Origin of the sequence: Kibdelosporangium philippinense (assembly GCF_021390435.2) — a bacterium.
GTDB classification, from domain to species: Bacteria; Actinomycetota; Actinomycetes; order Mycobacteriales; family Pseudonocardiaceae; genus Kibdelosporangium; species Kibdelosporangium philippinense.
This window is the reverse complement of the sequence record NZ_JAJVCN010000001.1, coordinates 3,872,066-3,894,900: the sequence shown is the minus strand read 5'-3', so window position 1 is coordinate 3,894,900 and position 22,835 is coordinate 3,872,066. Positions and strand designations below refer to the sequence as shown.

General features: G+C 67.2%; 12 protein-coding genes and 1 pseudogene. 4 read left to right on the top strand and 9 right to left on the bottom strand.

The genetic code is table 11. From position 1 onward, the window contains the following. Positions 1–513: 513 nt before the first annotated feature. Positions 514–1,785, top strand: coding sequence for an MFS transporter (locus LWC34_RS17980; protein WP_233726185.1), 1,272 nt, complete (start codon positions 514–516; stop codon positions 1,783–1,785). Position 1,786: 1 nt separating this feature from the next. On the opposite strand, the gene LWC34_RS17975 is transcribed toward LWC34_RS17980, so the two are convergent. The 3 genes from LWC34_RS17975 to LWC34_RS17965 all read right to left on the bottom strand — a co-directional run bounded on the left by LWC34_RS17975 (position 1,787) and on the right by LWC34_RS17965 (position 7,056). Further along, positions 1,787–5,128 carry a non-ribosomal peptide synthetase gene (locus LWC34_RS17975; protein WP_233726184.1) on the bottom strand — a complete coding sequence of 1,114 codons (3,342 nt, stop codon included), beginning with the start codon at positions 5,126–5,128 and terminating at the stop codon, positions 1,787–1,789. Beyond that, a complete protein-coding gene (locus tag LWC34_RS17970) occupies positions 5,118–5,429 on the bottom strand; it encodes an SET domain-containing protein-lysine N-methyltransferase (protein WP_233726183.1) in 312 nt (103 codons plus the stop codon). Before LWC34_RS17970 ends, LWC34_RS17975 begins: the two co-directional genes overlap by 11 nt. A gap of 442 nt (positions 5,430–5,871) precedes the next feature. Further along, positions 5,872–7,056 (bottom strand): ISAs1 family transposase, encoded by a 1,185-nt coding sequence (locus LWC34_RS17965; protein ID WP_233722717.1) that lies wholly within the window; start codon positions 7,054–7,056, stop codon positions 5,872–5,874. A 218-nt stretch (positions 7,057–7,274) separates the two neighbouring features. Between LWC34_RS17965 and LWC34_RS17960 the strand changes: the two genes are divergently transcribed. After that, on the top strand, positions 7,275–7,487 hold the full coding sequence (locus LWC34_RS17960; RefSeq protein ID WP_233726182.1) for an MbtH family protein: 213 nt from the start codon (positions 7,275–7,277) through the stop codon (positions 7,485–7,487). On the opposite strand, the gene LWC34_RS17955 is transcribed toward LWC34_RS17960, so the two are convergent. Then, complete coding sequence (locus LWC34_RS17955) at positions 7,465–12,648, bottom strand: non-ribosomal peptide synthetase/MFS transporter (protein ID WP_233726181.1); 5,184 nt, start codon at positions 12,646–12,648, stop codon at positions 7,465–7,467. The two genes, LWC34_RS17960 and LWC34_RS17955, sit on opposite strands and share 23 nt — an antisense overlap. Next, a complete protein-coding gene (locus tag LWC34_RS17950) occupies positions 12,641–15,604 on the bottom strand; it encodes a type I polyketide synthase (RefSeq protein WP_233726180.1) in 2,964 nt (987 codons plus the stop codon). Before LWC34_RS17950 ends, LWC34_RS17955 begins: the two co-directional genes overlap by 8 nt. 455 nt (positions 15,605–16,059) lie before the next feature. On the opposite strand from LWC34_RS17950, the gene LWC34_RS17945 reads away from it, so the two are divergent. Next, a protein-coding gene (locus tag LWC34_RS17945) for an IS5 family transposase (RefSeq protein ID WP_233723324.1) occupies positions 16,060–16,937 on the top strand; the annotation gives its coding sequence in 2 pieces (ribosomal slippage) (positions 16,060–16,398 and positions 16,401–16,937; 876 coding nt in all). Positions 16,938–17,031: 94 nt separating this feature from the next. Here LWC34_RS17945 and LWC34_RS17940 read toward each other — a convergent pair. From LWC34_RS17940 to LWC34_RS17925, 4 genes and pseudogenes are all read right to left on the bottom strand, one after another. Then, on the bottom strand, positions 17,032–18,108 hold the full coding sequence (locus tag LWC34_RS17940; RefSeq protein WP_233726179.1) for an IS630 family transposase: 1,077 nt from the start codon (positions 18,106–18,108) through the stop codon (positions 17,032–17,034). Between the two features lie 247 nt (positions 18,109–18,355). Further along, entirely contained in the window at positions 18,356–19,270 is a 915-nt protein-coding gene (locus tag LWC34_RS17935; protein WP_233726178.1) for an IS3 family transposase, read from the bottom strand. Between the two features lie 23 nt (positions 19,271–19,293). After that, the gene (locus LWC34_RS17930; RefSeq protein WP_233726177.1) at positions 19,294–19,593 is read right to left on the bottom strand and encodes a transposase; all 300 of its coding nucleotides are present in this window, start codon (positions 19,591–19,593) and stop codon (positions 19,294–19,296) included. A gap of 47 nt (positions 19,594–19,640) precedes the next feature. Continuing rightward, positions 19,641–19,958: pseudogene (locus LWC34_RS17925) on the bottom strand (wax ester/triacylglycerol synthase domain-containing protein); the annotation flags it as partial. A gap of 248 nt (positions 19,959–20,206) precedes the next feature. On the opposite strand from LWC34_RS17925, the gene LWC34_RS17920 reads away from it, so the two are divergent. Continuing rightward, positions 20,207–22,822, top strand: a complete 2,616-nt coding sequence (locus tag LWC34_RS17920) for an HAD-IC family P-type ATPase (RefSeq protein WP_233726176.1) — start codon at positions 20,207–20,209, stop codon at positions 22,820–22,822. Positions 22,823–22,835 lie beyond the last annotated feature (13 nt).

The following is a 22,835-nucleotide window of genomic DNA, read 5'->3' as shown; positions in this document are numbered from 1 at the left end:
ACTGTGCGGGCATTCGCGGGCATTCGGTGCTGGAAGGCTAACGACACGCACACACGATCACAGAGGTGGAGCAGGTGAACATACGGCAAATTTCCAAAGACGCTGATGATTTCATCGAACACCTGGTTGGTGGACATTTTTCGAGACCTACACAAGGCCCGTAAGGGCGATCCCATGTGGCTCAAACTCGCCACCACGGCATGGCTTGACAAATTAGGTTCCCACTGGGTTCACTGAGGCTCGCAAACTCATCCGAATTGTCATTCAGGTCATTGTGCACGAAATTGGGACGCCGACCCGTCGACGTGCTCGGAACGTCGAGTCGGCAATCTGTCCCACATTTCCCGCGAGGCACGATCAGGACAGAGCTGACGCTGACGGTGGAAGTCCGGCGCCCGGCCGCCCCGTGCACGACGACTCTCCCGTCAGCCGCACCCTGAGCCCGCACAGCCCCGACCACCACCTCCCCCGAAGGACATCCATGCCCGAGACGACCGTCGACCGGCGCCCCGAATGACGATCAAGTGGCGATCGGGCCCGCGCCGGAGCCTGTGGGGTGTCCCGGACTACCGCAACCTCTGGATGTCGCAGACCACCAGCCTGTTCGGTACCAGCATCACCCTGCTGGCGCTACCGCTGGTCGCCCTGTTCCTCCTCGACGCGTCGCCGTTCGAGGTCGGCGTGCTCTGGGCCGTCGAGTACCTTCCGATCCTGCTGATCGGTCTGCCCGTAGGCGTCTGGGTGGAACGGTTGCCGTTGCGCGCGGTGATGGCCGGGGCCGACGCGATGCGTGCGGTGGCCCTGCTCGCCGTGCCCGCCGCGCTGGTCATGGATGTCCTCACCATGCCGGTGCTGTACGTCGTGGCGTTCCTCATCGGCCTGGGCACGCTGTTCTACGACGTCGCGCAGCTGTCGATCCTGCCCGCGCTGGTCGCCGAGGACCGCCTCGTCGATGCCAACGGGAAGCTCGAACTGTCCCGCTCGGTCTCGCAGATCGGCAGCCCGGCCGTCGGCGGTCTGATGGTGCAGCTGCTCACTGCCCCGCTCGCGGTGCTCGTCGACGCGGTCACGTACCTGTCGTCGGCGTACTTCGTCCTGCGCATCCGCAAACCGCCACCGGTGGACCGGCCGGCTGCACGCAACAGCCTCAGCCAGGACATCCGCGAAGGCGTGCGCTTCGTGTTCCGCCACCCGCTGGTGCGCCCGCTGTTGTTGTGCGCCACGCTTGCCGAACTCGCGTCCGCGATCATCCTCGCCCTGCAGGTCGTCTACGCCACCGACGTGCTGTTCATGAGCCCCGCGGTGATCGGTGTCGCGTTGGCTGCCGGAAACGGCGGCGGTGTGCTCGGGGCACTCGTGGCGGAGCCGTTCGCACGCCGTTTCGGCACCGGAACCGCCTTCGTGGTATCGATCGTGCTGTTCGCCGTGGGTTCGGCGATCCTGCCGATGTCCATCGGGCCGGTGACCTTCGCGTCCGGAATGTTCGTCGCGTACCTCGGCGCGTTCATCTTCAACGTCCTGCAGGTCAGCCTGTGCCAGGCCGTGACACCACCGCACCTGTTGGGGCGGATGAACTCGGTCTTCCGGTTCGCGACGTGGGGCGTCATGCCGCTGGGCGCGGCCGGCGGCGGACTGCTGGTCGATCACCTCGGACTGACGGGAGTCTTCTGGATAGCCGCCGGACTCGGCGCCCTGGCCGTCCTGCCGCCGTTGCTGTCCGCGATCCCCAAGCTCCGCGACGTCGTCTCCCACCATGAACCAGCCGCAGAAACACCGGTCGATTAGGTCACGCGCCCTCCTCGGCGGCATTCGTCAGCCCAGCTGAGCGCAGGGCTGCCCGGCGGCGGCTCAGACGAGCGCGCCCGGCGTCCCGCCGTGCCGCTCGACCGGACTCGTCGGCATCCTTGCCGTCGATCACGTCGCGATCGTCCAGATACCTCGCCAGCTGGTGGATCGTCGTGTACTCGAAGAGCGTCACGACCGACACTTCGTGACCCCGTCCGGCAAGCTCCCGCTGCACCTCGGCCAACAGCAGCGAATGCCCGCCGATGTCGAAGAAGTTGTCGTCGAGACCGACTCGTTCCAGCCGCAGCACTGAACACCAGGTGTCAGCGAGCCACTGTTGCGTACCGGTGCGGGGAGCCCGGAAGCCGGGATCGGGCTCAGGCGGCCCGGGGGCCGGCAGAGCGCGCTCGTCCACCTTCCCGTTCCGGTTGAGCGGCAACGAGTCCAGCACCACGAAATCGGTGGGGATCATGTATCGCGGGAGGCGGTCGGCGAGGTGCTCACGCAGCTGCTGCCGCAGCGCCGGTTGGTCTTCCGCCTCAATGTAGGCGACGAGACGTTTCTCGCCTTTCCCGTCCTCGTCGGTCGTAGCCAGCACTACCGCGTCGGCCACTGCGGGGTGTGCGCGCAGTGCCTCGACGATCTCGGCCGGTTCGATCCGGTAGCCACGCAGCTTGACCTGGCGGTCCCGGCGACCGAGGAAGGCGATGCGCCCATCCGGCAGATGTCTGACGAGGTCGCCGGTGCGGTACATCCGGCTCCCGGGGACCTCGGAGAACGGGTCGGGAACGAAGCGGTCCGCGGTCATCCCTGGCGAACCGTGGTAGCCGCGGGCGACACCGACGCCACCGATCCAGAGTTCACCGGTCGCTCCGGGCGGTACCAGTTGCCGCCACGCGTCCAGGATGTAGGCGCTGACACCGGTGATAGGGCGTCCGATGTCGGGAGGCCCATGCACGGTTCCGGCGGGTTCGATGTGCCCGGCCGTCGCGGTCGCAGTGGTCTCCGTCGGGCCGTACTCGTTGAGCACCCGGAACGGCAGGCCTGCGGCGGGCCGGACTCGGAGCCGGTCGCCCCCGGTGATCAGCTCCCGAAGGGCAAAGGCGGCCGGCCAGGTCAACTTTAGGACGCGCTCGGCCAGCGCCGTCGGCAACTCGGTGACGGTGATCCCCTCGGTGACCAGCCACGAGCGCAGGCGCTCCGGATCGAGCCGGGTGTCCTGGTCGGGCACGTACAGGGTCGCGCCGGAGACCAGGGTCGGCCAGATGTCCATCACGGAGGTGTCGAACCCAGGAGAGGCGACCTGGGCGATCCGGTCGGTCTGCCTGAGGTCGCAGCGCCGGCAACGCCAGGTGACCGCGTTGGCGAGCGACCGCTGGTCGACCATCACGATCTTCGGCCGGCCGGTTGAGCCGGATGTCGCTATCAGGTAGGCGAGGTCGTCGTGCGTCGTATTCGGCGGACCGGCGTCGACCACGTCGGCTGCGTCGGGCAGCCGGTCCATGGACAGCTGTGCGAGATCACCGGGGACGCGCTCAGCTGTCACGCTGTCGGTGACGATGAGGACGGCACCGGCGGCGGCGTACTGATCAGCCAGGCGGGCCGGCGGATTCTCCGGATCCAGGGGGAAGTAGGCGGCCCCGACGCAGAGCACGGCGAGTTCGGCGATCACCAGGTCCGCGCCACGTGGCAGGCACACCCCCACCACCGTCCGAGGCAGGACGCCGCGTGCGCGGAGGATGCCTGCCAGCGAGTCCGCCTGCTGGATCAGCTCGGCGTAGCTGACCTCGCGGGCGCCGTCGCGGATGGCCGGAGCGTCCGGTGTGCTGCGAGCCTGTGCCCGAACCGCATGATGAACGAGCGGGCTGTCGCCGGCAGGGGGATGGCGTTCGGGATTCCAGTCGGTCAGCACCATGTCGCGGTCGCGTGGGCTGAGCAGGGCCAGCCCGAACAGGGGTGCCTTCGGCCTGGCGATCGCGTCAGCCAGCAGCCGCAGGTAACTGTCGGCCATCCGTCGAACAGTCGCGCGGTCGAACAGATCGGCGGCGTACTCCCAGCGCATGGTGACCCGGCCGTCGATGTGTCCGGCGTCGGCGCCCTGCCTTTCCGCCCTTTCCGCGCCCGGGATCACCACGACGTTCAGGTCCGTCTTCGCCGCGCCGTTCCCGTGCTCGAAGATCGTCCCGGTCGCTCCGACGAGCTCGACGTCCGGGATCGGGGAGTCGTCGACGCTGAAGAGAACGTCGGTCAGTGGATGGCGACCCGGCTGCCGGGTGGGGTTGACCACCCGGACCAGCTCAAGGAACGGCAGCAGCTCGTTCGCCGTCGCGTCCAGCACGACGCTGTGCACCTTCTCGACCAGATCTTCGAAGCCCAGAGTGGGGTCGACGTCGCACCGCAACGGCACCGTATTGGCGACCACGCCGATCAGGTCCTCGGTCCCGGGTGCCTGCCGGGCAGCGAACGAAGAGCCGACGCAGATGTCCCGCTGCCCGGTGTAGCGGGACAGCAGGGCGTAGAACGCCCCGAGCATGACGCTGGACAGCGTCACCCGGTGAGCGTGGCAGAACGAGCGCAGCGCGGCCGGCAGCCCAGGTGGCAGCTCCACCCGCAGAGTCTCCGCGCGGAAGCTCTGAGTCGCGGGCCGTGGGTAGTCCAACGGCAGCTCGATCGGGGACGGGAGGTCGCCGAGCTGGTTCTGCCAGTAAGCGAGCTGCGCGAGCATGGGCGCGGTCGCCAACGCCGAGCGTTGCCGGCACGCGAAATCCCGGTACTGGATGGGCAGTTCGGCCAACGGCGGCTCGACGCCTTCGGCGAACGCGTTGTAAAGCGTCTTGAACTCGCGCATCAGCAGCGCGAAGGACCACCCGTCGTGCAGCAGGTGGCTCTTCACCAGGATGAGTTCGTGCTCGTCGCCGGACAGCCGGACCGCGGTCCAGTCGATCAGCGGCAGGTGTGTGATGCGCGTGGGCCTGCGAAGTTCCCTGGCTACGATTTCGTCCAGCAGTTCGCGTTGTCCTTCGCGGACGTCACTGATGTCCAGCCGCCGCGCCCGGATCGGCTGTGGCGGGTGCACCACCTGCCGCGGTCTGCCGTCGATCTCCGAGTAGGTGGTGCGGAGAATCTCGTGCCGCCGGCTTATCTCCGTGATGACGCGGTCGAGCAGGTCGAGATCGAAGGCACCGGCGACATGGATCGTTGTCTGCGCCTGGTGAGCAATGCTGTCCGGAGCGACCCGATGCAGGAACCAGACCTCTTGCTGTTGGAGTGACAAGGGGTGTCCGGCGCGCGCACGGGCGGGTTCGGCTCGGTACCCGTCGATCTCGACCTGGTCATCGGTCATCGGATCCCCCGGGCAACTGATTGCCGCCGAGATAGCGGGCCAGGTGCGTAGGCTGCCAATGTTTGTCATGGCGCCTGTACTTGAACCCACGGATCACCGACCGGCAATTGGCCTCGCCGCAGAGACACCGGGGAACGGCGATACTCACGTACTCACTCGTTTCGTAATCCCAGGTGATCTCTTCCGGCGGGACGATCTCCCGAAGTGCGATGAAGTCGAATCCACCCCGGTCGTTGTCACGGATCCCGGTGTTCGGATTGCAGGAGTGGTTGATGTCCCGAGCCGGCGACGTCAGATCCACGTGCGTATCCCATCCGACTTGGAAAGAATGGTTCGTCCGAGTGGGCACGACCCGTTCGACGTCGCCGACAACAACGGTCTGCCCCCGCACGAATCGAGTGGCCGAAATGACGCAACGACCTTTTCCGGGATCCATGACAAGCCGGATTCCGTGACCGCAGACCTGCCCCGGGCCACCCGCTCTACCTGCATCGACTTCAGAATCTCGCTGCAGCACCGCACATTCCTCCCGTGCTTCGGATATTCACTTTTGTACCGCCATGTCGATGACCGCAGGGCAATCCGATCTGAACAACAGAAGGCTCGAATGTGAACGGTCGCCGGACAGACCCTGGCGACCACGATTGTTTGGCATGTTTCCGCCGGTTGCTTGACAGATTTCGGATCGAGTGCTGAAGTGTCGCGGTGACGACCCAGGGCAATAGCAAAGTCGTTGTTGCTGTTCAGGGGGTAGATGCGGCCAGGAGCGGGAGGATTCTCATGCGGTCGGCGGCGATCCATTCCAGGGTGCGTTTGATCTCGGTGAGTCCAGCCAGGCGGATCAGGCCGATGGCCAGATTGCGGAGCATGGCCATGGCGTGAGCACCGTTGCCGGTGTAGGCGTGCTGGTGGTCCTCAGCGAACACGACGTCGCGGACCCAGTGGATTTTGTTCTCGATGCCCCACTGACCCCGTACCAGGCCACCAATGTCCCGAGCGGACGCTCGCTCGGTGTTCAGGCTGGTCACGCCGTATGCGATCTCTTTGTGGACGCGTTGCCCGGCGAGGTTGAACACGTCCCGGCGGATGCGGAAGACCTGGGCGGCATGAGGGAAATCGACGCCCTCGGCGACGGTCGCCCAGATGGCCCGGCGGGTGATCCGCCCGTGGCTGCGCTCGTCGTCCACATGGTCCTCCGACCCTGGGGCAGCAGGCGGCAGCAGGGCTTGGACCTGGGCCAACAGGGTCGGCTGGTTGCCTTTGACAGCAAGCACGTAGTCCGCCTGCTTGTCGGACACCAGGTGCCGCGCGGTGTCGCGCTGGGTGTGCGCGGCATCGGCCGTGACCACCGCACCCGCCAGATCCATACCCGTGAGCAACGACTTGACCTGCGTGGTCTCGGTCGTCTCGTCGGGGACCCGGATCTGCGAGATGACCACCGCCTGGCCGTGACGCATCGCCGAGAACAGGCGCACACCACCGGAATTACGCACGGCCTTGCCGTCGATGGCCACCCCGTCGAAGCCAGCACAGCCGTCGTCGCCGGCCAGGGCCATCGCTCGATCAGCCAGCCAGTGGCACACCAGCCTGTCGGCGGCCTCGGCGTCCACCGACTCGACCACCCGGCGGATCGTGTCCGCGCTCGGCGCCACACGCCGTCCCGATAGGACGCTCCGCCGCGCCCCGACCAGCTCCAGCAACTCCTGCGGCAAGTCCTCGGCCCGGTCACCGGCCTCCCGGTAGTTCTTCGCCCCCGCCAATACCGCCAGCACCGTCACGGCCAGCACCGTGGCGATGTGATGCCGAATCCCCCGGCGTTTACGGGGATCGGCGACCTTGCCCAGCAACGCGACCAAGTCGGCTAGCTCAGCCGAGCCCATCATGACCGACGCATCGACGGGTACGCAGACGGCATGCGACACTGACACCAGCGGCCTTTCGACAGACGATCAAGAGCGTGAGAACTCACATCGTCCCATCGAAGGGCCGCATCTCCTTACCCACCAGGGAAAACCTCACCCCGCCCCACCACTCCCAAGATCAACCGACTTTGCTTTAGCCCTGGGTGACGACCAGACCGAGTCGAATTGCGCGCATTGAGAACGTCACATTTTGAAACGGCGGCGACAGTGAAACGAGTTGCGTGGTGAGCAGAATTCCGTTCGGCGATGAACCGCTGACGTACGTCGTGGTGGTGAACCACGAAAACCAGCATTCGCTGTGGCCGGAGCTCGTCGACATTCCGGCCGGATGGTCACCCGTTTTCGGCCCAGCCGGCCGCGAGGACTGTCTCGCCTACGTCGACCGGTCGTGGACCGACATGCGCCCGAAAGGTCTCATCGAGAAGATGGGCTCGTAACCACCTGGACGTCGACGGGCGCCACCACTGCCAGCAGCGCGATGGCCCCGGCGCCCAGCACATACAGCAGCGGCTCGAACAGCACCGACGCAAATGCCGCGATCAGCCCGAAGCCGATCGGCAACGCCGACCACGCGATCGCCGCGTGCAGCACGCGAACCTGGCCGTGGAACCGTTGCGGCACCTTGACTTCCACGATCGCGGCACGGATCCCGTTGAGCACCGTCAGCGACAGCGATATGCCGAACACGCCGATGCCGATCGTCACCAGATCCGTTCGCAGGCCGATCACCAGGCAGGACGCGGCCAGGCAGAGCGTGCACACCAGCACACCACGCATTCGTCGCCGCGCCGGGCCGCCCCACATCGTCATGACGAGGCCGCCCAGCACACCTGCCAGCCCCGAGCCGAGCAGGATCCAGCCGAGGTCGGTGAGCGTGCCGACCGCGAGCACCAGCGGTGGGATCAGCAGGAACAGCGGCGCCAGCAGCACGTCGAGCACCGCGAAGAAGATCAGCGCGCGGCGGAACCGGGCGTGGTCCCACAAGTACCGGAACCCCGCTTTGATCTCAGCCATCACTGACTCCGTTGGCCCCGCCATGGTCCGTGGGAACCGGACCAGGAGCGTGACGGCAATCGCGACCACGTAGCCCACCACGCCGAGAACGAGGATGCCCTCCAATCCCACGACGGCCATCAGTCCGACGGCCGCGATCGGCACGATCGACCGGCTCACCCCCGCGGGCATCCGGGCGGCACCGGCGATGTGATCGAGGTACCGCTTGGGGACGAGCTGCGGCACGGCGGAGCGGTAGGCGAGCCGCTGGAACGCGAGCGCGACCGCCAGGAGCGCGAGCAGCGGATAGATGTGCCAGATCTGCAGGTTCCCGGCCCACAGCAGCAGACCGAGCAGCAGCTGGACCGCACCCGCGCCAACCGCGCCCGCGAGCATGATCGTGCGACGGTCGCAACGGCTCACCACCGTGCCTGCCAGCGGCATGATGAGCAGCCCCGGCACCAGCCCGGCCATGGCGGACAAAGCGAACTGCACGAGCGAGCCGGTGGCGAGGTAGATCCAGATCGGGATCGCGAACGCGGTCAGCGCCGCGGCGCCGGCCGAGACAAGTTGCCCCGCCGCCACCGCAAGGAACCTGCGCACCGCGGGCCGGGGCGCGTCGCGTACGTCCGAACTCGCGCGCGAGACGTCAAGCAGCCGCCACCCGTCGCCTTCCGCCGGCCCACCAGCGGTGACGGCCGGATGGGTGGTCGTCACGATCTCGGCGAGCTCGGCAGCGCGGTGCTTCTGGAAGTAGTGGCCTGCCTCGTCGAGCAGCACCACGGCGGTGGTGTCGCTGAGGAAGTGCCACTCGCGGAAGCGCTCCTGGTAGTACTCGGTCGCCGGGTCATGCTCCCCGGCCACGCTGATGACCGGCGCCCGCAGCCGCTCCACTGAGCTCTCGAAAAGCCGTGTGAAGTACTCCTCCGCCGCTTCGGTGTCGCGGCGGGTGTTGCGGATGACATGCCGCGCCTGCGCGGGGTCGATGTCGCTCATGTCGAGCCCGAGCGCGGTCAGGCCATCGGCATAGGAGCGGTCGCTGCGCCACGCGTCGGGATTGGTGAGGCGGCCCAGCGCGCCGAGCCGGCCGCGGTCCGGTCTGGCGAACGGGAAGATCGCGCCGATGTAGACCGCCTCGACGACTCGGCCGACCGCCTCCAGCTTCCTGGCGATCTCCACGACGAGCGCCGAGCCGACACCGCAGTGCCCGTACAGCGCGATCGGCCCGGCGACCTCCTCCTGGATCTCCTGCACGCACCGCGCGGCGATCTCCTCCAACGGCGCGCGCTGTTCGTCGATCCCGATGTCGTGGCCGGGGATGGCGACCGACCACAGCGCGTGTGTGGCCGGCAGTGCGTCCGCCAGCGGCTTGTACACCATCGCGCCGCCCCCGCCGTACGGAACGGCGACGTAGTTGAGCTCGGGCTCGGCGGCCGGCTCCGGCGTCAACCGGTGCAGGAGCCCACGCGTCGTCGTGGTGCTCCCGTCGAGCAGAGCGGCGAGTTGCCGGATCGTCGGGTGGGTGAACAGGTCCATCACGGCGATCGCGGTGCCGCCTGCCGCCGCGCGCCTCAGCCGCTCCACCAGCTTGATCGCGAGCAGGGAGTGACCGCCCATGGCGAAGAAGTCGTCGTCGATCCCGATGTCGGCCCGGTCGAGCACGTCCGCCCACACCGCGTGGATCGCCCGCTCCGAGTCGGTGCGTGGTTGCGTCCGCTCGGCCGCGCGATCGACGGGCGCCTCGGGCGCGGGCAGCCGCCCGCGGTCCACCTTGCCGTTCGCGGTCAGCGGCAGCTGAGGCAGCATGACGAACGCGCTGGGGACCATGTACGCCGGTAGCGCGGCTGCGAGGTGTGACCGCAGCGGCGCGGGGCCCGGTACGTGTCCGGGTGCTGCCACGAAATATGCCACGAGCTGCGCGGCGTTGCCCGTTCCGTGGGTGGTCACGACGCATTCGGCGACCTCGGGATGTCGGGTCAGGTGTGCCTCGATCTCGCCGAGTTCGATTCGGTAGCCGCGGATCTTGACCTGGGCGTCGGCCCGTCCGAGGAACTCGATCACGCCGTCGGACCGGTACCGACCGAGGTCGCCAGTGCGGTAGAGGCGGGCGCCGGTGCGTGGGTGCGTCACGAACGCCGCCGCGGTCCGCTCCGGGTCCTTCCAGTAACCGGTTGCCACTCCAGCGCCGCCGATGTACAGCTCGCCGGGCACACCAACCGGGACGTCGCACATGCCGCGGTCGAGGATATGGAACTGCTGGTTGGTCAGCGGGCGGCCGTACGGGATCGAGGTCCACGACGGGTCGACATGCCCGATCAGATAGAAGATCGACCAGATCGACCCCTCGGTCGCTCCGCCGAGGCTGACGAGCTCGGCTCTCGGGGCGAGCGCACGAATGCGGTCGGGCAGCGTCGGCGGGATCCAGTCGCCGGACATCATCACGAGCCGCAGCGAGCTGATGTCGGTCCCTTCTCGCTCGGCGTGCTCGACCAGCAGTTCCATCAGCGCGGGTACCGAGTTCCACACGGTGATCCGCTGGTCCGCGACGATCCGTGCCCATGCGGCCGGGTCCTTGTTCTCTGCGGCCCGCCCCATGACCAGCGTGGCACCCGCGGCCAGCGTGCCGTAGACGTCGTAGACCGACAGGTCGAAGCTCAGCGCGGACAGCGCGAGCACCCGGTCGCCGGGTCCTACCCGAAACCGCCTGGTGATGTCGCGGACGGTGTTGAGCGCGGCCTTGTGCTCGATCATCACGCCTTTCGGCGTGCCGGTCGAGCCTGACGTGAAGATCACATAGGCGAGGTCGTCGGGCTCGGCGGGGCAGGCCGTCACCGAGTCGCCCGACGCCTCGGTGACGGGCAGCGCCGCCAGCCCGTCCGGCCAGGTCAGGCGCGAACACAGCGCCGCCTGGGTGAGTGCCACGGTGCAGCCGCCGCGCGTAATGAGCTCGTTGCGGCGCCGCTCGGGCAGATCGGCGTCGACAGGCAGGTAGGCGGCGCCGGCCTTGTTGATCGCCAGCACCGCGACGACCTGCTCCCAGCCGCGCTCCATCACGACCGCCACGAGGTCGCCCCTCGTCACCCCAGCGGCGGTCAGCCGCACCGCGAGGTGCTCGGCCCTCCGGTCGATCTCGGCATGCGAGAGCTGACCGCTGGGGTGGATCACAGCCGGGTGGTCGGGCGTCCTGCGCGCCTGTGCCTCGACCGGGCCGTGCAGGCACTGGTCGGCACCGAGATCGGCGCTGGTGTCGTTCCAGCGTGCACGCTGCGCGCGCTCGTCGGCTGTGATCAGCTCGTAGCTTGAGATCGGGGCGTGCGGGTCGGCGGCAATACCCTCCAGCAAGACACGGAAGTGGGCGCCCATGCGAGCAATCGAGTCCGCGGTGAACAGAGCGGTGTTGTAGATCAGTGTGAAGCCGCCGTCGCCCGCGGTGTGCAGCTCGAGGTCGAACCGGGTCACGCAGTACGACAGGGGGACGTCGGCGGTGACGGTGAGCGATGGGCGGCTCGGCAGGTCTGCCTCGTAGCTCTGCAGGGAGAAGACGACCTGGAACAGCGGCGAACGTGACACCTCACGCGGCACGTTCAGTTCGGTGACCAGGCGCTCGAACGGCAGTTCCTGGTGGGCGAACGCGTGCCCGACCGTGGCACGAACCCGATGCAGCAGCTCGACGAACGTCGGGTCACCCGAGGAGTCGACCCGCATCGTCACCATATTGATGAAGCAGCCAACGAGGTCGTCCAGTTCGGGAACCGGCCGGCCGGCCGTCGGCGACCCAATCGTGACGTCGTCCTGTCGCGCCCGGCGACCCAGCAGGATCGCGAACGCCGTGAGCAGCACCATGTACGGCGTGGCCCGGTGCCTGCGCCCGAGCTGGAGCACCGCGTCGAGCACACTCGGTGCCACCGAGAACTGGTGCGCCGCGCCGGTGTAAGTCGGCACCGGGGGCCGCGGCCGGTCGGTCGGCAGCTCGAGCGGCGCGACGCCGGCGAGCTGCTCGCGCCAGTACGACACATCGTGCTCGGTGTTGGACTGGGCGCGTTGCCATGCGGCGTAGTCGCGGTAGCGCACCGGCAGGTCCGGTAGCGGGTCGCCGGCCAAGCAGGCCAGCACCTCACCGAGGAGGAGTTCAGTGGACCAGCCGTCGGCCGCGATGTGGTGTACCGCGAGCGCGAACACATGCTCGCCGGGGGTGATCGTGATCAGCATCCCCCGTGCCACGGGGCCGGCGGTGAGGTCGAACGGTTCGGCCATGAAGGCGTCGACGAGGGCCCCCACGGCGTCGTCGGACACGGCCTCCGCGGTGGTGAGCGGGATCGCGCCGACATCGTCGACGAGCACGACGGCCCGGCCGTCCACGGTCGCGGGAAAACGGGTCCGCAACGGCTCGTGCCGGGCCGCGACCCGGTTCAACGCCGCAGCGAGCGCTGCTGGATCGACCGCGCCGCGCAGCCGCCAGGCCTCCGGGATCGTGTACGCCGTGGTGCCGGGCGCGTACGCGTCCATGAACCACAGGCGTTCCTGGGCGAACGACATCACGGGTTCCGCGCCGGGCACGACGGGGATCGTCGTCGGTGTCGAGGGCAGCTCGGTCAGGTCACTCACGGGACGTCCTCCGAAGGTCATCTGAGCCGGCCCCTTCCCGCGGATCGGATCCGCTCACCAGCGCGGCGAGCTCGCGGATCGTGGCGTGGTCGAAGACGTCCATGATCGTGAGCCGAGGGGCGTCCGCGCCCAGCACCTGACCCAGCCGCGCCAGCACGCGCGTCGCGTGCAGGGAGTGGCCGCCGAGCTCGAAGAAGTTGTCGTCGATGCCCACATGCTGCACGCGGAGCACTGCGCGCCACACTTCGGCGATCGCCTTCTCGACCGGTGTGCGCGGATCGGTCGCCGCCCGGTCCGCGTCGTGTCCGGACACCGGTTCCGCCGCGCTCGGCGGCGTGTGTGCCGCCACGACGGGCGCGGGGTCGTCGACCGCGAACCGCTCGCGTTGGAACGGGTACGTGGACAGCGGGACGCGCTGGGGCGGTCGGCCGTGGTGCAGCGCGGACCAGCGCACGGGCCGCCCGGCCTGCCACAACACTCCGGTGGCGCGGAGCGACTCGGCGGCGCCCCCGGCTCGTTCGGCTGCGTCTGGCAGGCTCCGCACGATCGTGCGGCCGGGTCCGCAGCCGGGGTGCTGCCGTGCCAGGTTCCCGAGTGCGTGGCCGGGGCCGACCTCCAGCAGGATCCCGGCGGAGCCGGCGAGCAGGGTCTCCAGGGCGTCGGAGAAGCGGACGGTGTGACGCAGGTGAGCGACCCAGTAAGCGGGGTCGCACGCGTCGCTCGCTACGACCGGTGCACCGGTCCGGTCGGAAATCCACGGTAGCCGTGGTGGGCGCAGTTGCACCGACGCCACCGCATCGGCGTACTCGTCGATGATGTCGTCGACCAGGACCGAGTGTGCCGCGGAGGCGATCGGCAACCGGCGGGCGTCCTCTCTGAGGCCGGCAAGGCGCTGGAGGAGCTGCTCGACACCAGCTGTGGGACCGCTGACGACGCACTGCCGCGGGCCATCGACCGCAGCGATCGCCATGTCGTCGGCGAGCATCGGCAGCAGGTCGGCCTCGGGCAGTGGCACCGCAAGCAAGGCGCTTTCGGGCAAGCGGTCCAAGAGCCGCCCCCGTGTGAGCACCAGCGACAGTGCGTCGTCCATGGTGAGCACTCCGGCCGAGACAGCGGCACCATACCCACCCAGGCTGTACCCGAGGACGGAGTGCGGGCTTAGCCCACGAGATCCCCACAGTTCGGCCATGGCGTGTTGGACCGCGAAGAGCGCGGGCTGGCACACGGTCATCGTGGTCAGCCGCGCTTGCGCCTCGGCCTCGGCACCTGGTTCTGGATACAGCACCTGCCGCAGGTCCAGGCCGAGGTCCGCAGCTGCTCGAGCGGCGCAGTCGTCAATGACCGCGCGGAACACCGGCTCCTGCACGTACAGCTCGCGCGCCATGCCCACGTGCCCGCCCCATTCCCCAGGGAAAAGGAACGCGACATGTGGCGTACCCGTCGCAGGGTTCACGGGGGCCTGGGCATGTTCGGCCAGGCCGGTCAGACCCCTGACCGCTTCGTCGCGGTCGCGGCACACCACAAAGGCCCGGTGTGCGAACGCCGCGCGGCCGGTCTGCAGGGTCCATGCCGCGTCCGCGATGACGACCGGGTCTCGCCGGAGCCGGTCGCGCAGCCGCGCCGCCGACTCGACGAGTGCTGAAGCGGTGCGCGCCGACAGCGGGAGCAGGTGGTAGCGGTCGTCGTCGGGAGGTAGGGGAGCGGTGGGCGCCTCCTCCACGAGGACGTGAGCGTTGGTCCCGCCGATCCCGGTGGCGTTGACCCCGGCTCGGCGGGGACCGTTACCCACCGGCCACGGCGTCGCCTCGCGCGTCACCACGAACGGACCTGCCGCGAGATCGAGGTGCGGGTTGGGGCGGCGGAAGTGCGCGGTGCCCGGAATGAGGCCGTGGCGCAACGACAGCACCACCTTGATCAGGCCGATCACGCCTGCCGCCGTGTCGGAGTGGCCGATGTTCGACTTGACAGAGCCGAGCACGCACCGCTGAGGCGAGCCTGGTCCGAACACCTCCGACAGTGCGCGGACCTCGATCGCGTCGCCGATCGTGGTGCCGGTGCCGTGCGCCTCGACGTACCCGATGGTGTCCGGGGGAACTCCGGCGAGGAGGTATGCGGAACTGATCGCAGCCACTTGTCCTGGCACGCTCGGCGCGGTGAAACCTACCTTGCCGGAGCCGTCGTTGCTGAGCGCCGATCCCCGCAGCACGGCGTCGACGTGATCCCCGTCGGCGAGCGCGTCGGGCAGCCGCTTGAGCACGACAATCCCCGCTCCATCGGCGCCGACCATTCCGTCGGCATCCGCGTCGAACGGCCGGCAGCAGCCGCCCGGTGAAACCAGGTCGACATCCTCCGTATCCCCTGCGGTGCCACGCAACGAAACCCCACCGGCCAGCGCGATGTCGCAGTCGCCGGCGAGCAGAGCCTGGCAGGCCAGATGAACGGCGACCAGCGAGGTGGAGCAGGCGGTGTACACGGTGACGGCTGGGCCTCGCAGGTTCAGCGTGTACGCCACCCGGCTAGTGAGGAAGTCTCGGCTGGCAGCGAGCCGGAGCTGCTCGTCCGTCATATCCGGGAACCGCTGCCGCTGCGAACGAAGGACGGCGAAATGGTCCGTTTCGCCACTCCCGGCGTACACGCCAATGGCACCTGGGTAGGTGTTTGGGTCGTAGCCCGCGTGCTCCAGAGCCTCCCAGGTACACTCGAGGAACACCCGATTCTGAGGGTCGAGCACCTGCGCATCCCGCGGCGCGACCCCGAAGAACGCGGCGTCGAACCATCCGGTGCCGGCGACCACCCCGTAGGTGCGTCCGGAGTCGAGGCGAGTGGTCAGATCGCGGCCGGCGACGAGCGCAGCCCAGAACTCGTCGATGTCCGCGACGCCGGGTATCCGAGCAGCCATTCCGATGACGGCCACGGCGGTCTGCATGTCCTCGTCGTTTCCTGCGGTGGCGGTCACGTCTCCCTCACCTCGGAGACGGGGGCGGACCGGCAAGACCCGCGTTGCGGCGCAGGCGATTCCGCCGACCCGAACGTGCAGTGCCTTCGTGCATCTTCCGCCAATCACTCGGCGCACTGGCAAACAGCCATCCACCTATCGATGAGGCTCTGCCATTCCGCAGGTTCGACGGCCGAAGTCTCATTGCCGCGAGTAAACAAGGGGTTACGCCGTCGCGGACGCGACAGAGACAGATGCCGTCGGACTGTCAAAGCGCGTGGACCGCACTGCCACGCCATCGCGGGCTGCCGTAAGTTCAAGTAGGCGGTCAACGACATCCGAGTCGGCTTCAACACGCCGCCTAGCAGCACTCGAGTCGACGACCAACAGCGCACCACAGCCGCTTCCCGTCGGTCATCAGCACCCGGCTAGGGCCTGTTTCACAAGTTGATCAAGGTTTGAGATGATCTTGATTCGTGGGGCGTGGTGATCTGACCAACGAGCAGTGGGCGAAGCTGGAACCCTTGCTGCCCAGGGGCAAGAAGCCTGGCAGGCCGCCGAAGCATGCGAAGCGGAAGCTTATTGACGGGATCCGGTTTCGGGTTCGAACCGGTGTGCCGTGGCGGGATCTGCCGGAGCGTTACGGCCCGTGGGAGACGGTGTATGGCTTGTTCCGGCGGTGGCAACGGGATGGCACGTGGAAGAGGATTCTGGTCGCGTTGCAGGCGGACGCGGACGCTGCGGGCCTGATCACCTGGGATGTCAGCGTGGACTCCACGGTGGCTCGTGCGCACCAGCACGCGGCTGGTGCGCGTCAAAAGGGGATCTCCAGAAGGAGTCTCCGGGCGGGGTCGAGGTCGAACCGGCCGATCACGGGCTGGGGCGCTCCCGAGGCGGGTTGACGACCAAGACTCACCTGGCGGTCGAGCAGGGACAAAAGCCCTTATCAATCGTGATCACCGCTGGCCAGCGAGGTGACTCGCCCCAGTTTCAGGTGGTGCTCGACCGTATCCGGGTACCCCGGCGGGATCGCGGTCGGCCGCGCTGCCGCCCGAATCGGGTGCTCGGCGACAAAGCCTACGGGTCCCGCGCCAACCGCGCCTACCTGCGCAGGCGCGGTATCCGCTGCACCATCCCGGACAAGGCCGACCAGGTCCGCAACCGCAAGAACAAGGGCTCACACGGAGGACGACCACCCGCATTCGACAAGGAGATCTACAAGCAACGGCACGCTGTCGAGTGCGGGATCAACCGTCTCAAACGAAACCGAGCCGTCGCCACCAGATACGACAAGCTCGCCGTTCGCTACGAAACCACGGTCACCATCGCAGCGATCAACGAGTGGCTCCCATGACTTTCGAAACAGACCCTAGTGCTGTGACCGGATACGTTCGCCGGGGTGTCAGGCCGCTTTGGTGTTGGGGCGGCCGCCCCAACGGATGCCTTTCTCACTGCGGATGCGGGCGCGTTCGCGGCCGTTGCGCGGCCAGCACCTCGGGGTGGCGGGCATTGGCGTTGCGCCACCGTAGATAGGCGTGCAGGACACGGGTCTGCACGGTGTGGTTCGGATGCTGGGAGTTGGCCAGGGTGAACTGCCGTAACGGCCCGAAATGCGCCTCGATCGGGTTGGCCCACGAGGCGTTGGTCGGAGTGAAACACAACCGGACCTTGTTGTGCCTGGTCCACCGGCGAATCACCGGTCCCTTGTGAGCGGACAGGTTGTCCAGGATCACGTAAATCGGAGCGCCATCCGGACGGGCAGCCCGGATCGACTTCAACGCTGCCAGGGTGTTGGTGGTGCCTTTCCGCTGTCGGTTGACACCCCACAGGGTGTCGTCGCCGATCGAGTAGCAGCCGTGAAAGTAGGTCACGCCATGGGTGCGGTGATAGGTCGCCGCCACCCGGTCGGGCCGACCGCGTTCGGCCCAGCAGGCACCACCGGTCGGACGGATCCCCAACGGGCCGAACTCGTCGAAGGCGAACGTGCGATCCGGGAAGTTGTCGATGACGTGCTCGATGCGGTCGAGTTTGGCGTCACGGTCGGGATCAGTGGATTCCTTCCAGGTCTTGGTGCGCTGGAAGGTGATACCGCGGCGAGCCAACAGACACCGCAATGCCTCACGGCCGATCCGGATCGCCCCGCCGGCGGTGGTGCACAGGTAGGCGGCGAGTTTGCGGATCGACCAGCGAGTGAAAGGCTGGTCGAGGTTCGTTGGGCGGGTGGTGGCCGTCGCCACGACGAGGTCTTCCTGGTCAGGACTGAGCAGGCGGGGACGGCCTCCCGCCCACTGAGGGTCCAGGCAGGCCAAGCCGATCTCGTTGAACCGGTGGAGCACCTCCCGGACGGTGTCCTCGTCCGCCGCAACCAGTTGTGCGATCACCGGCACGCGGTTGCCACCGGCCGAGGCCAAAATCATCATCGCCCGCCGGTAGCGCACCGAACTGGTGCTGCCCCGACGCACGATCTGCTGCAGTCGCCGGCCTTCCTGATCGGTCAGCCTGCGCACTTTCACCGGTTCGGCCACCAACACCTCCACGCATCCAGCTCGACGATGTCCCCATATCGAACCGGCTGCAGCAGGTCACCGCCGAGCGACACCCCGGCGAACCATTCCGGTCAAAGCACTAGCCGACCCGATTGAACACACACACACACACACAGAAACGTTGGCCGGCCCGTGATGGCCTCGACGGGCTAGCCGTTGTGCACGGCAGCCTCTCAACTGTGTGAGGTTCCCCCAGAATCGTGGACAGGGGGCTTACGTGGGCGTCTCAGGCAGCCAGTCGAAGTGACTGCTCATAGGTGTCGGGGCTGAGCATCCCGATCGCGGAGTGCCGCCGGAGTCTATTGTAGAAACCGATCCACTTGTCAACTGCGGCAACGAGTTCCGTCTTCGTGGCGTAGACGTGCCGGTAGTATTCCTCGTGTTTGAACGTCGACCAGAACGATTCCGCTGGGCTGTTGTCCCAGCACATCCCGGTCGCACCCATTGATCGGCGCAGGCCGTAGCGAAAGCACGCTGTCGCTGTCAGGCGCGCGGTGTACTCGCCGCCACGATCGGAATGCGGGATCGTGCCACGACACCTGCCACCACGGTCGGCCACCGCGGCATCGATGGCCGCGGTGACCATCTCAGCGCCGATGTGCTCGGCGACGCTGTAGCCCAGCACTTTCCGGGAATGCCCGTCCCGGATCGCGCACAGGAACATCTCACCCGCACCACACGTCAGATACGTGACATCGGTGAGCCAGACCGCGTCGAGCCGGCCCTGGTCGAAGAGGCGGTCGACCAGATCCGGCGGGAACGACGCCGTCGGATCGACCACTGTGGTCTTCACCTTGAAGCTCCGCGGACTGATGCCTTCGAGCCCGATCGAGGCCATGATCTTGGCGACGGTCTTCTCGGTGACCACCTCACCCCGGCCCCGCAGCTCCGCGGTGATCCGCGGTGATCCGTAGGTGCCGCTGGAGTCCTTGTGCGCCTGGGTGATCTTCACCTCCAGATCGGCGCGACGCTGCTGCCTCGGGGTCAATACCGTTGCCACAGCACGTTTCACGTACGCGTAGTAACCGGAACTCGACACAACCAGCAACCGGGCCATCCGCAGCACCGAGAACCGCATGCGCTCTGGTGAGGCAGTGCCGGCGGTCCGGGCGATCTCGTCAGGGCCGGCGTACTTCACCATCAGATCGAACCGTGTTGATTCTTCTACATCGCGGCAAAGTACGCCGAAGCTTTTACCAGGAACGCGTTGTCCTTCTCCAGCTCGGTCACCTGTTTACGCAACCGCAGCAACTCGGCCCGCTCCGCCGGGTCCAAGGGTTTGTCCCCATGGACCTCAGCCGCGGCGATCCTGCGCCGCTCGTCTTTGACCCAGATACTCAACAGCCCGTCGTTGAGTCCCAACTCCCGGGCCACTTCAGCGACCGTGCGACCGGAATCGATCACCTGATGCGCAGCCTCGACCTTGTACTCGGCTGTAAACGACCGACGCTTGCGAGGAGGCATGAGGACATCCTTCCAGCAGGACTCTGTTCCTGCTAACTCGGTGTCCACTACTCCGGGGGAACCTCACATATCGCTCCGTAGAGCTGTGTTCCGCCGATCCCGTCGGCCATACAGTGGTTCACTTTGGACAAGATCGCCCATTGGCCACCCGCCAGGCCTTCGACCAGCCAGATCTCTCACAGCGGCCGGGTGCGGTCCATGCGCTGCGACATCACTTGGCCCATCAGCGCGCTCAGTTCCCGATCACCACCTGGCGCGGGCAACACCGTCCGGTGCAGGTGGAAATCGAGGTCGACCTCGGGCGCGTCGACCCAGTACGGCCTGCCGAGATCGAACGGAACGGTACGCATGATCTGGCGCCAGCGCGGTACAGGGGCAGCCGGCTGCGGATGAAAGCCGCGACCTCCTGTTGACTCGGTGCCTGCCCAGCCAGCACGGCGGCTGAGGCGATCGCCATGGAGACGTTGGGGTCCGCGTCCTCGGCTGCCAAGAACGCGACGTCCACTGCACCCTCATCGCACTCCGGGCACGAGAGCCCACCAAGGCCCAAAGACCCTGATCGGTGCGCCGGTTGCCTCTAGTCCCAAAGGTCGGTGATCACGACCCTTGCCGTATGCCTATAGCGACTTCGCTGCCGCGTAACGACGCTTATCGGACCAGGACGCAGGACTTGGTCGCTTTGCTGGAGACGGACCAAGAACGGGGGTTGTCGAGCGAGCAGGTTGAGCAACGCCAGGCCCAGTTCGGGCCGAACACGCTGCCGGTCGAAGGTGACGGCGGTGCATTGCTCCGGTTTGTCCGGCAGTTTCACGATCCGCTGATCTATGTGCTGATCGTGTCGGCGATCGTGACGCTGGCCATGGCGCAGTTCGTGGACGCTGGCGTGATTCTCGGCGTGGTGCTGCTGAATGCGGTCATCGGGTACGTTCAAGAGTCCCGTGCCCGGTCCGCTTTGGACGCGTTGGCGCGGATGGTTCCCGCTGAGGCGAGCGTGGTCAGGGACGGCACAACACTCAAGCTGGCTGCCGAGAATCTGGTTCCCGGTGATGTTCTTGTGCTGCAGGCAGGCGACAAGGTCGCGGCCGATCTCCGGTTGATCTCGGCGGATTCGCTGCAGGTTGACGAGTCGGCATTGACGGGCGAGTCCATGCCAGTGGCCAAGAACGCGGACGTGATCGCGGACGAGACGGCGTTGGCAGACCGGCGGAACATGGCATATTCCGGCACTGTGGTGACCCGTGGTGCCGGGCGTGGAATCGTCGTCCGGACTGGTGCCGACACCGAGTTGGGGTTGGTGAACAAGCTCGTCAGTGCCGCGGACGGAACGCAAACCCCGTTGACCCGCAAGCTCATCGGCTTCAGCAGACAGTTGGCGTTGGTTATCGTCGGGCTCGCGGCGGTGACGTTCGTGATCGGGCTGCTCCGGGGAAGTCCAGCAGGAGCGATGTTCACCGCTGCGGTGGCGTTGGCAGTGGGCGCGATCCCAGAAGGGTTGCCCACCGCGGTGACGATCGTGCTGGCCATCGGCGTGGTGCGGATGTCCCGGCGCAACGCGATCGTCCGGCGTCTTCCAGCAGTCGAGACCTTGGGTGGGACCACGGTCGTCTGCACAGACAAGACAGGGACGTTGACAGCCAACCAGATGACTGTGACTGCGGTGGTCGTCGGAGACAAGGTCTACGAGGTCACAGGGAACGGGTATGACCCGGTCGGTGAGGTGGTGGGGCTGGATGACGCCGCTCGTGAGTGTCTGTTGGCTGGGGCGCTGTGCAACGACTCGAGCCTGCGGCAGGTCGACGGTGTGTGGGAAGTGGTCGGTGATCCGACCGAAGCGGCATTGCTTGTCTCGGCTGGAAAAGCTGGTGTCGACACGAAGGAGTGGCCGCGGCTGGATGTCGTGCCGTTCGACTCGGCCAAGCAGTTGATGATCACCCTGCATCGGGGACCTGTGGGGTACGTCAAGGGTTCGGTCGAACGGGTTCTCGCTTTGGCGGGGGAGAGGGATCACTCAGTCGCCGAGCGCTGGGCTGGTCAGGGCCTGCGGGTGCTGGTGTTCGCCAGGTTCACGCCACCGCCCGGCACAACCCGCATAGATGAGGACAGTCTACCGGGCAACGTTGAACTGCTTGGGTTTCAGGTGATGCGTGACCCGTCCCGTGCGGAGGCGGTCACGGCTGTCGCAGCGTGCCAACAGGCCGGTGTGGAAGTCAAGATGATCACCGGTGATCATGCCGCCACGGCGCAGGCGATCGCGCAGGACTTCGGGCTGGGCGACGGTGTCGTGTCCGGAAAGGACATTGAAACCACTCCGGAAGACGAACTCGCCGGCAAGTCCGTGTTCGCGCGTGTCGCGCCTGAGCAGAAGCTGCGGTTGGTGGAGCTGTTGCAGCGCAAGGGTCATGTTGTGGCGATGACCGGTGACGGGGTCAACGACGCGCCAGCGCTGCGCCAGGCGGACATCGGCGTCGCGATGGGGCGTGGTGGCACGGAGGCGGCGAAGGAGGCCGCCGACATGGTGCTCGCGGACGACAACTTCGCGACCATCGAGGCCGCAGTAGAGGAGGGCCGTGGGGTCTTTGACAACCTGCGTAAGTTCCTCGCCTGGACCCTGCCGACCAACATCGCCGAGGGGCTCGTGATCCTGGTCGCCATCGTTGTCGGGGCGGTGTTGCCGATCCTGCCGGTGCAGATCTTGTGGATCAACATGACCACGGCGGTGTTCCTTGGTCTCACGTTGGCGTTCGAGCCCAAGGAACCCGGGATCATGCGACGACCACCGCGTTCGCCGAAACAACACCTGCTCACCGGGGACTTGGTGCGTCGCATCGTCCTGGTGTCCATTGTTCTAGTCGCGGCGGCGTTTTTGATGTTCGACGGATTGCTGGACGCCGGCGCGTCGGTGGCTGAGGCGCGAACGGCGGCGATCAACGTGTTCGTGTTCGTGCAGATCGCCTACCTGATCAGTTGCCGTTCGCTAGACCGGCTCCGCCTGGGCGGCTGGAACCGCTGGCTGGTGTCCGGCATCGGGCTGATGGTGTTGTTGCAGGCTTTGATCACGTACGTGCCGGTGCTGAACACTCTGTTCCACACCGCGCCGCTGGACGTCGGTGTGTGGCTGCTCATCCTGGCTGCGAGCGTGGCCGCGTTCGTCGTGGTCGAGATGGACAAGCTGATCTGGCGGCGGCCGAATGGGTCTTTCGGCCCTCCGGTGAGAGTCGATGGCCACTGACCTGGATCGACGT

Excerpts from the sequence above, each read along its gene's own strand:
- LWC34_RS17980 (WP_233726185.1), top strand. The coding sequence starts at position 514 with ATGACGATCAAGTGGCGATCGGGCCCGCGCCGGAGCCTGTGGGGTGTC.
- LWC34_RS17975 (WP_233726184.1), bottom strand. The coding sequence starts at position 5,128 with ATGACCGATGACCAGGTCGAGATCGACGGGTACCGAGCCGAACCCGCC.
- LWC34_RS17935 (WP_233726178.1), bottom strand. The coding sequence starts at position 19,270 with ATGGTGAAGTACGCCGGCCCTGACGAGATCGCCCGGACCGCCGGCACT.
- LWC34_RS17930 (WP_233726177.1), bottom strand. The coding sequence starts at position 19,593 with ATGCCTCCTCGCAAGCGTCGGTCGTTTACAGCCGAGTACAAGGTCGAG.
- LWC34_RS17920 (WP_233726176.1), top strand. The coding sequence starts at position 20,207 with ATGCCTATAGCGACTTCGCTGCCGCGTAACGACGCTTATCGGACCAGG.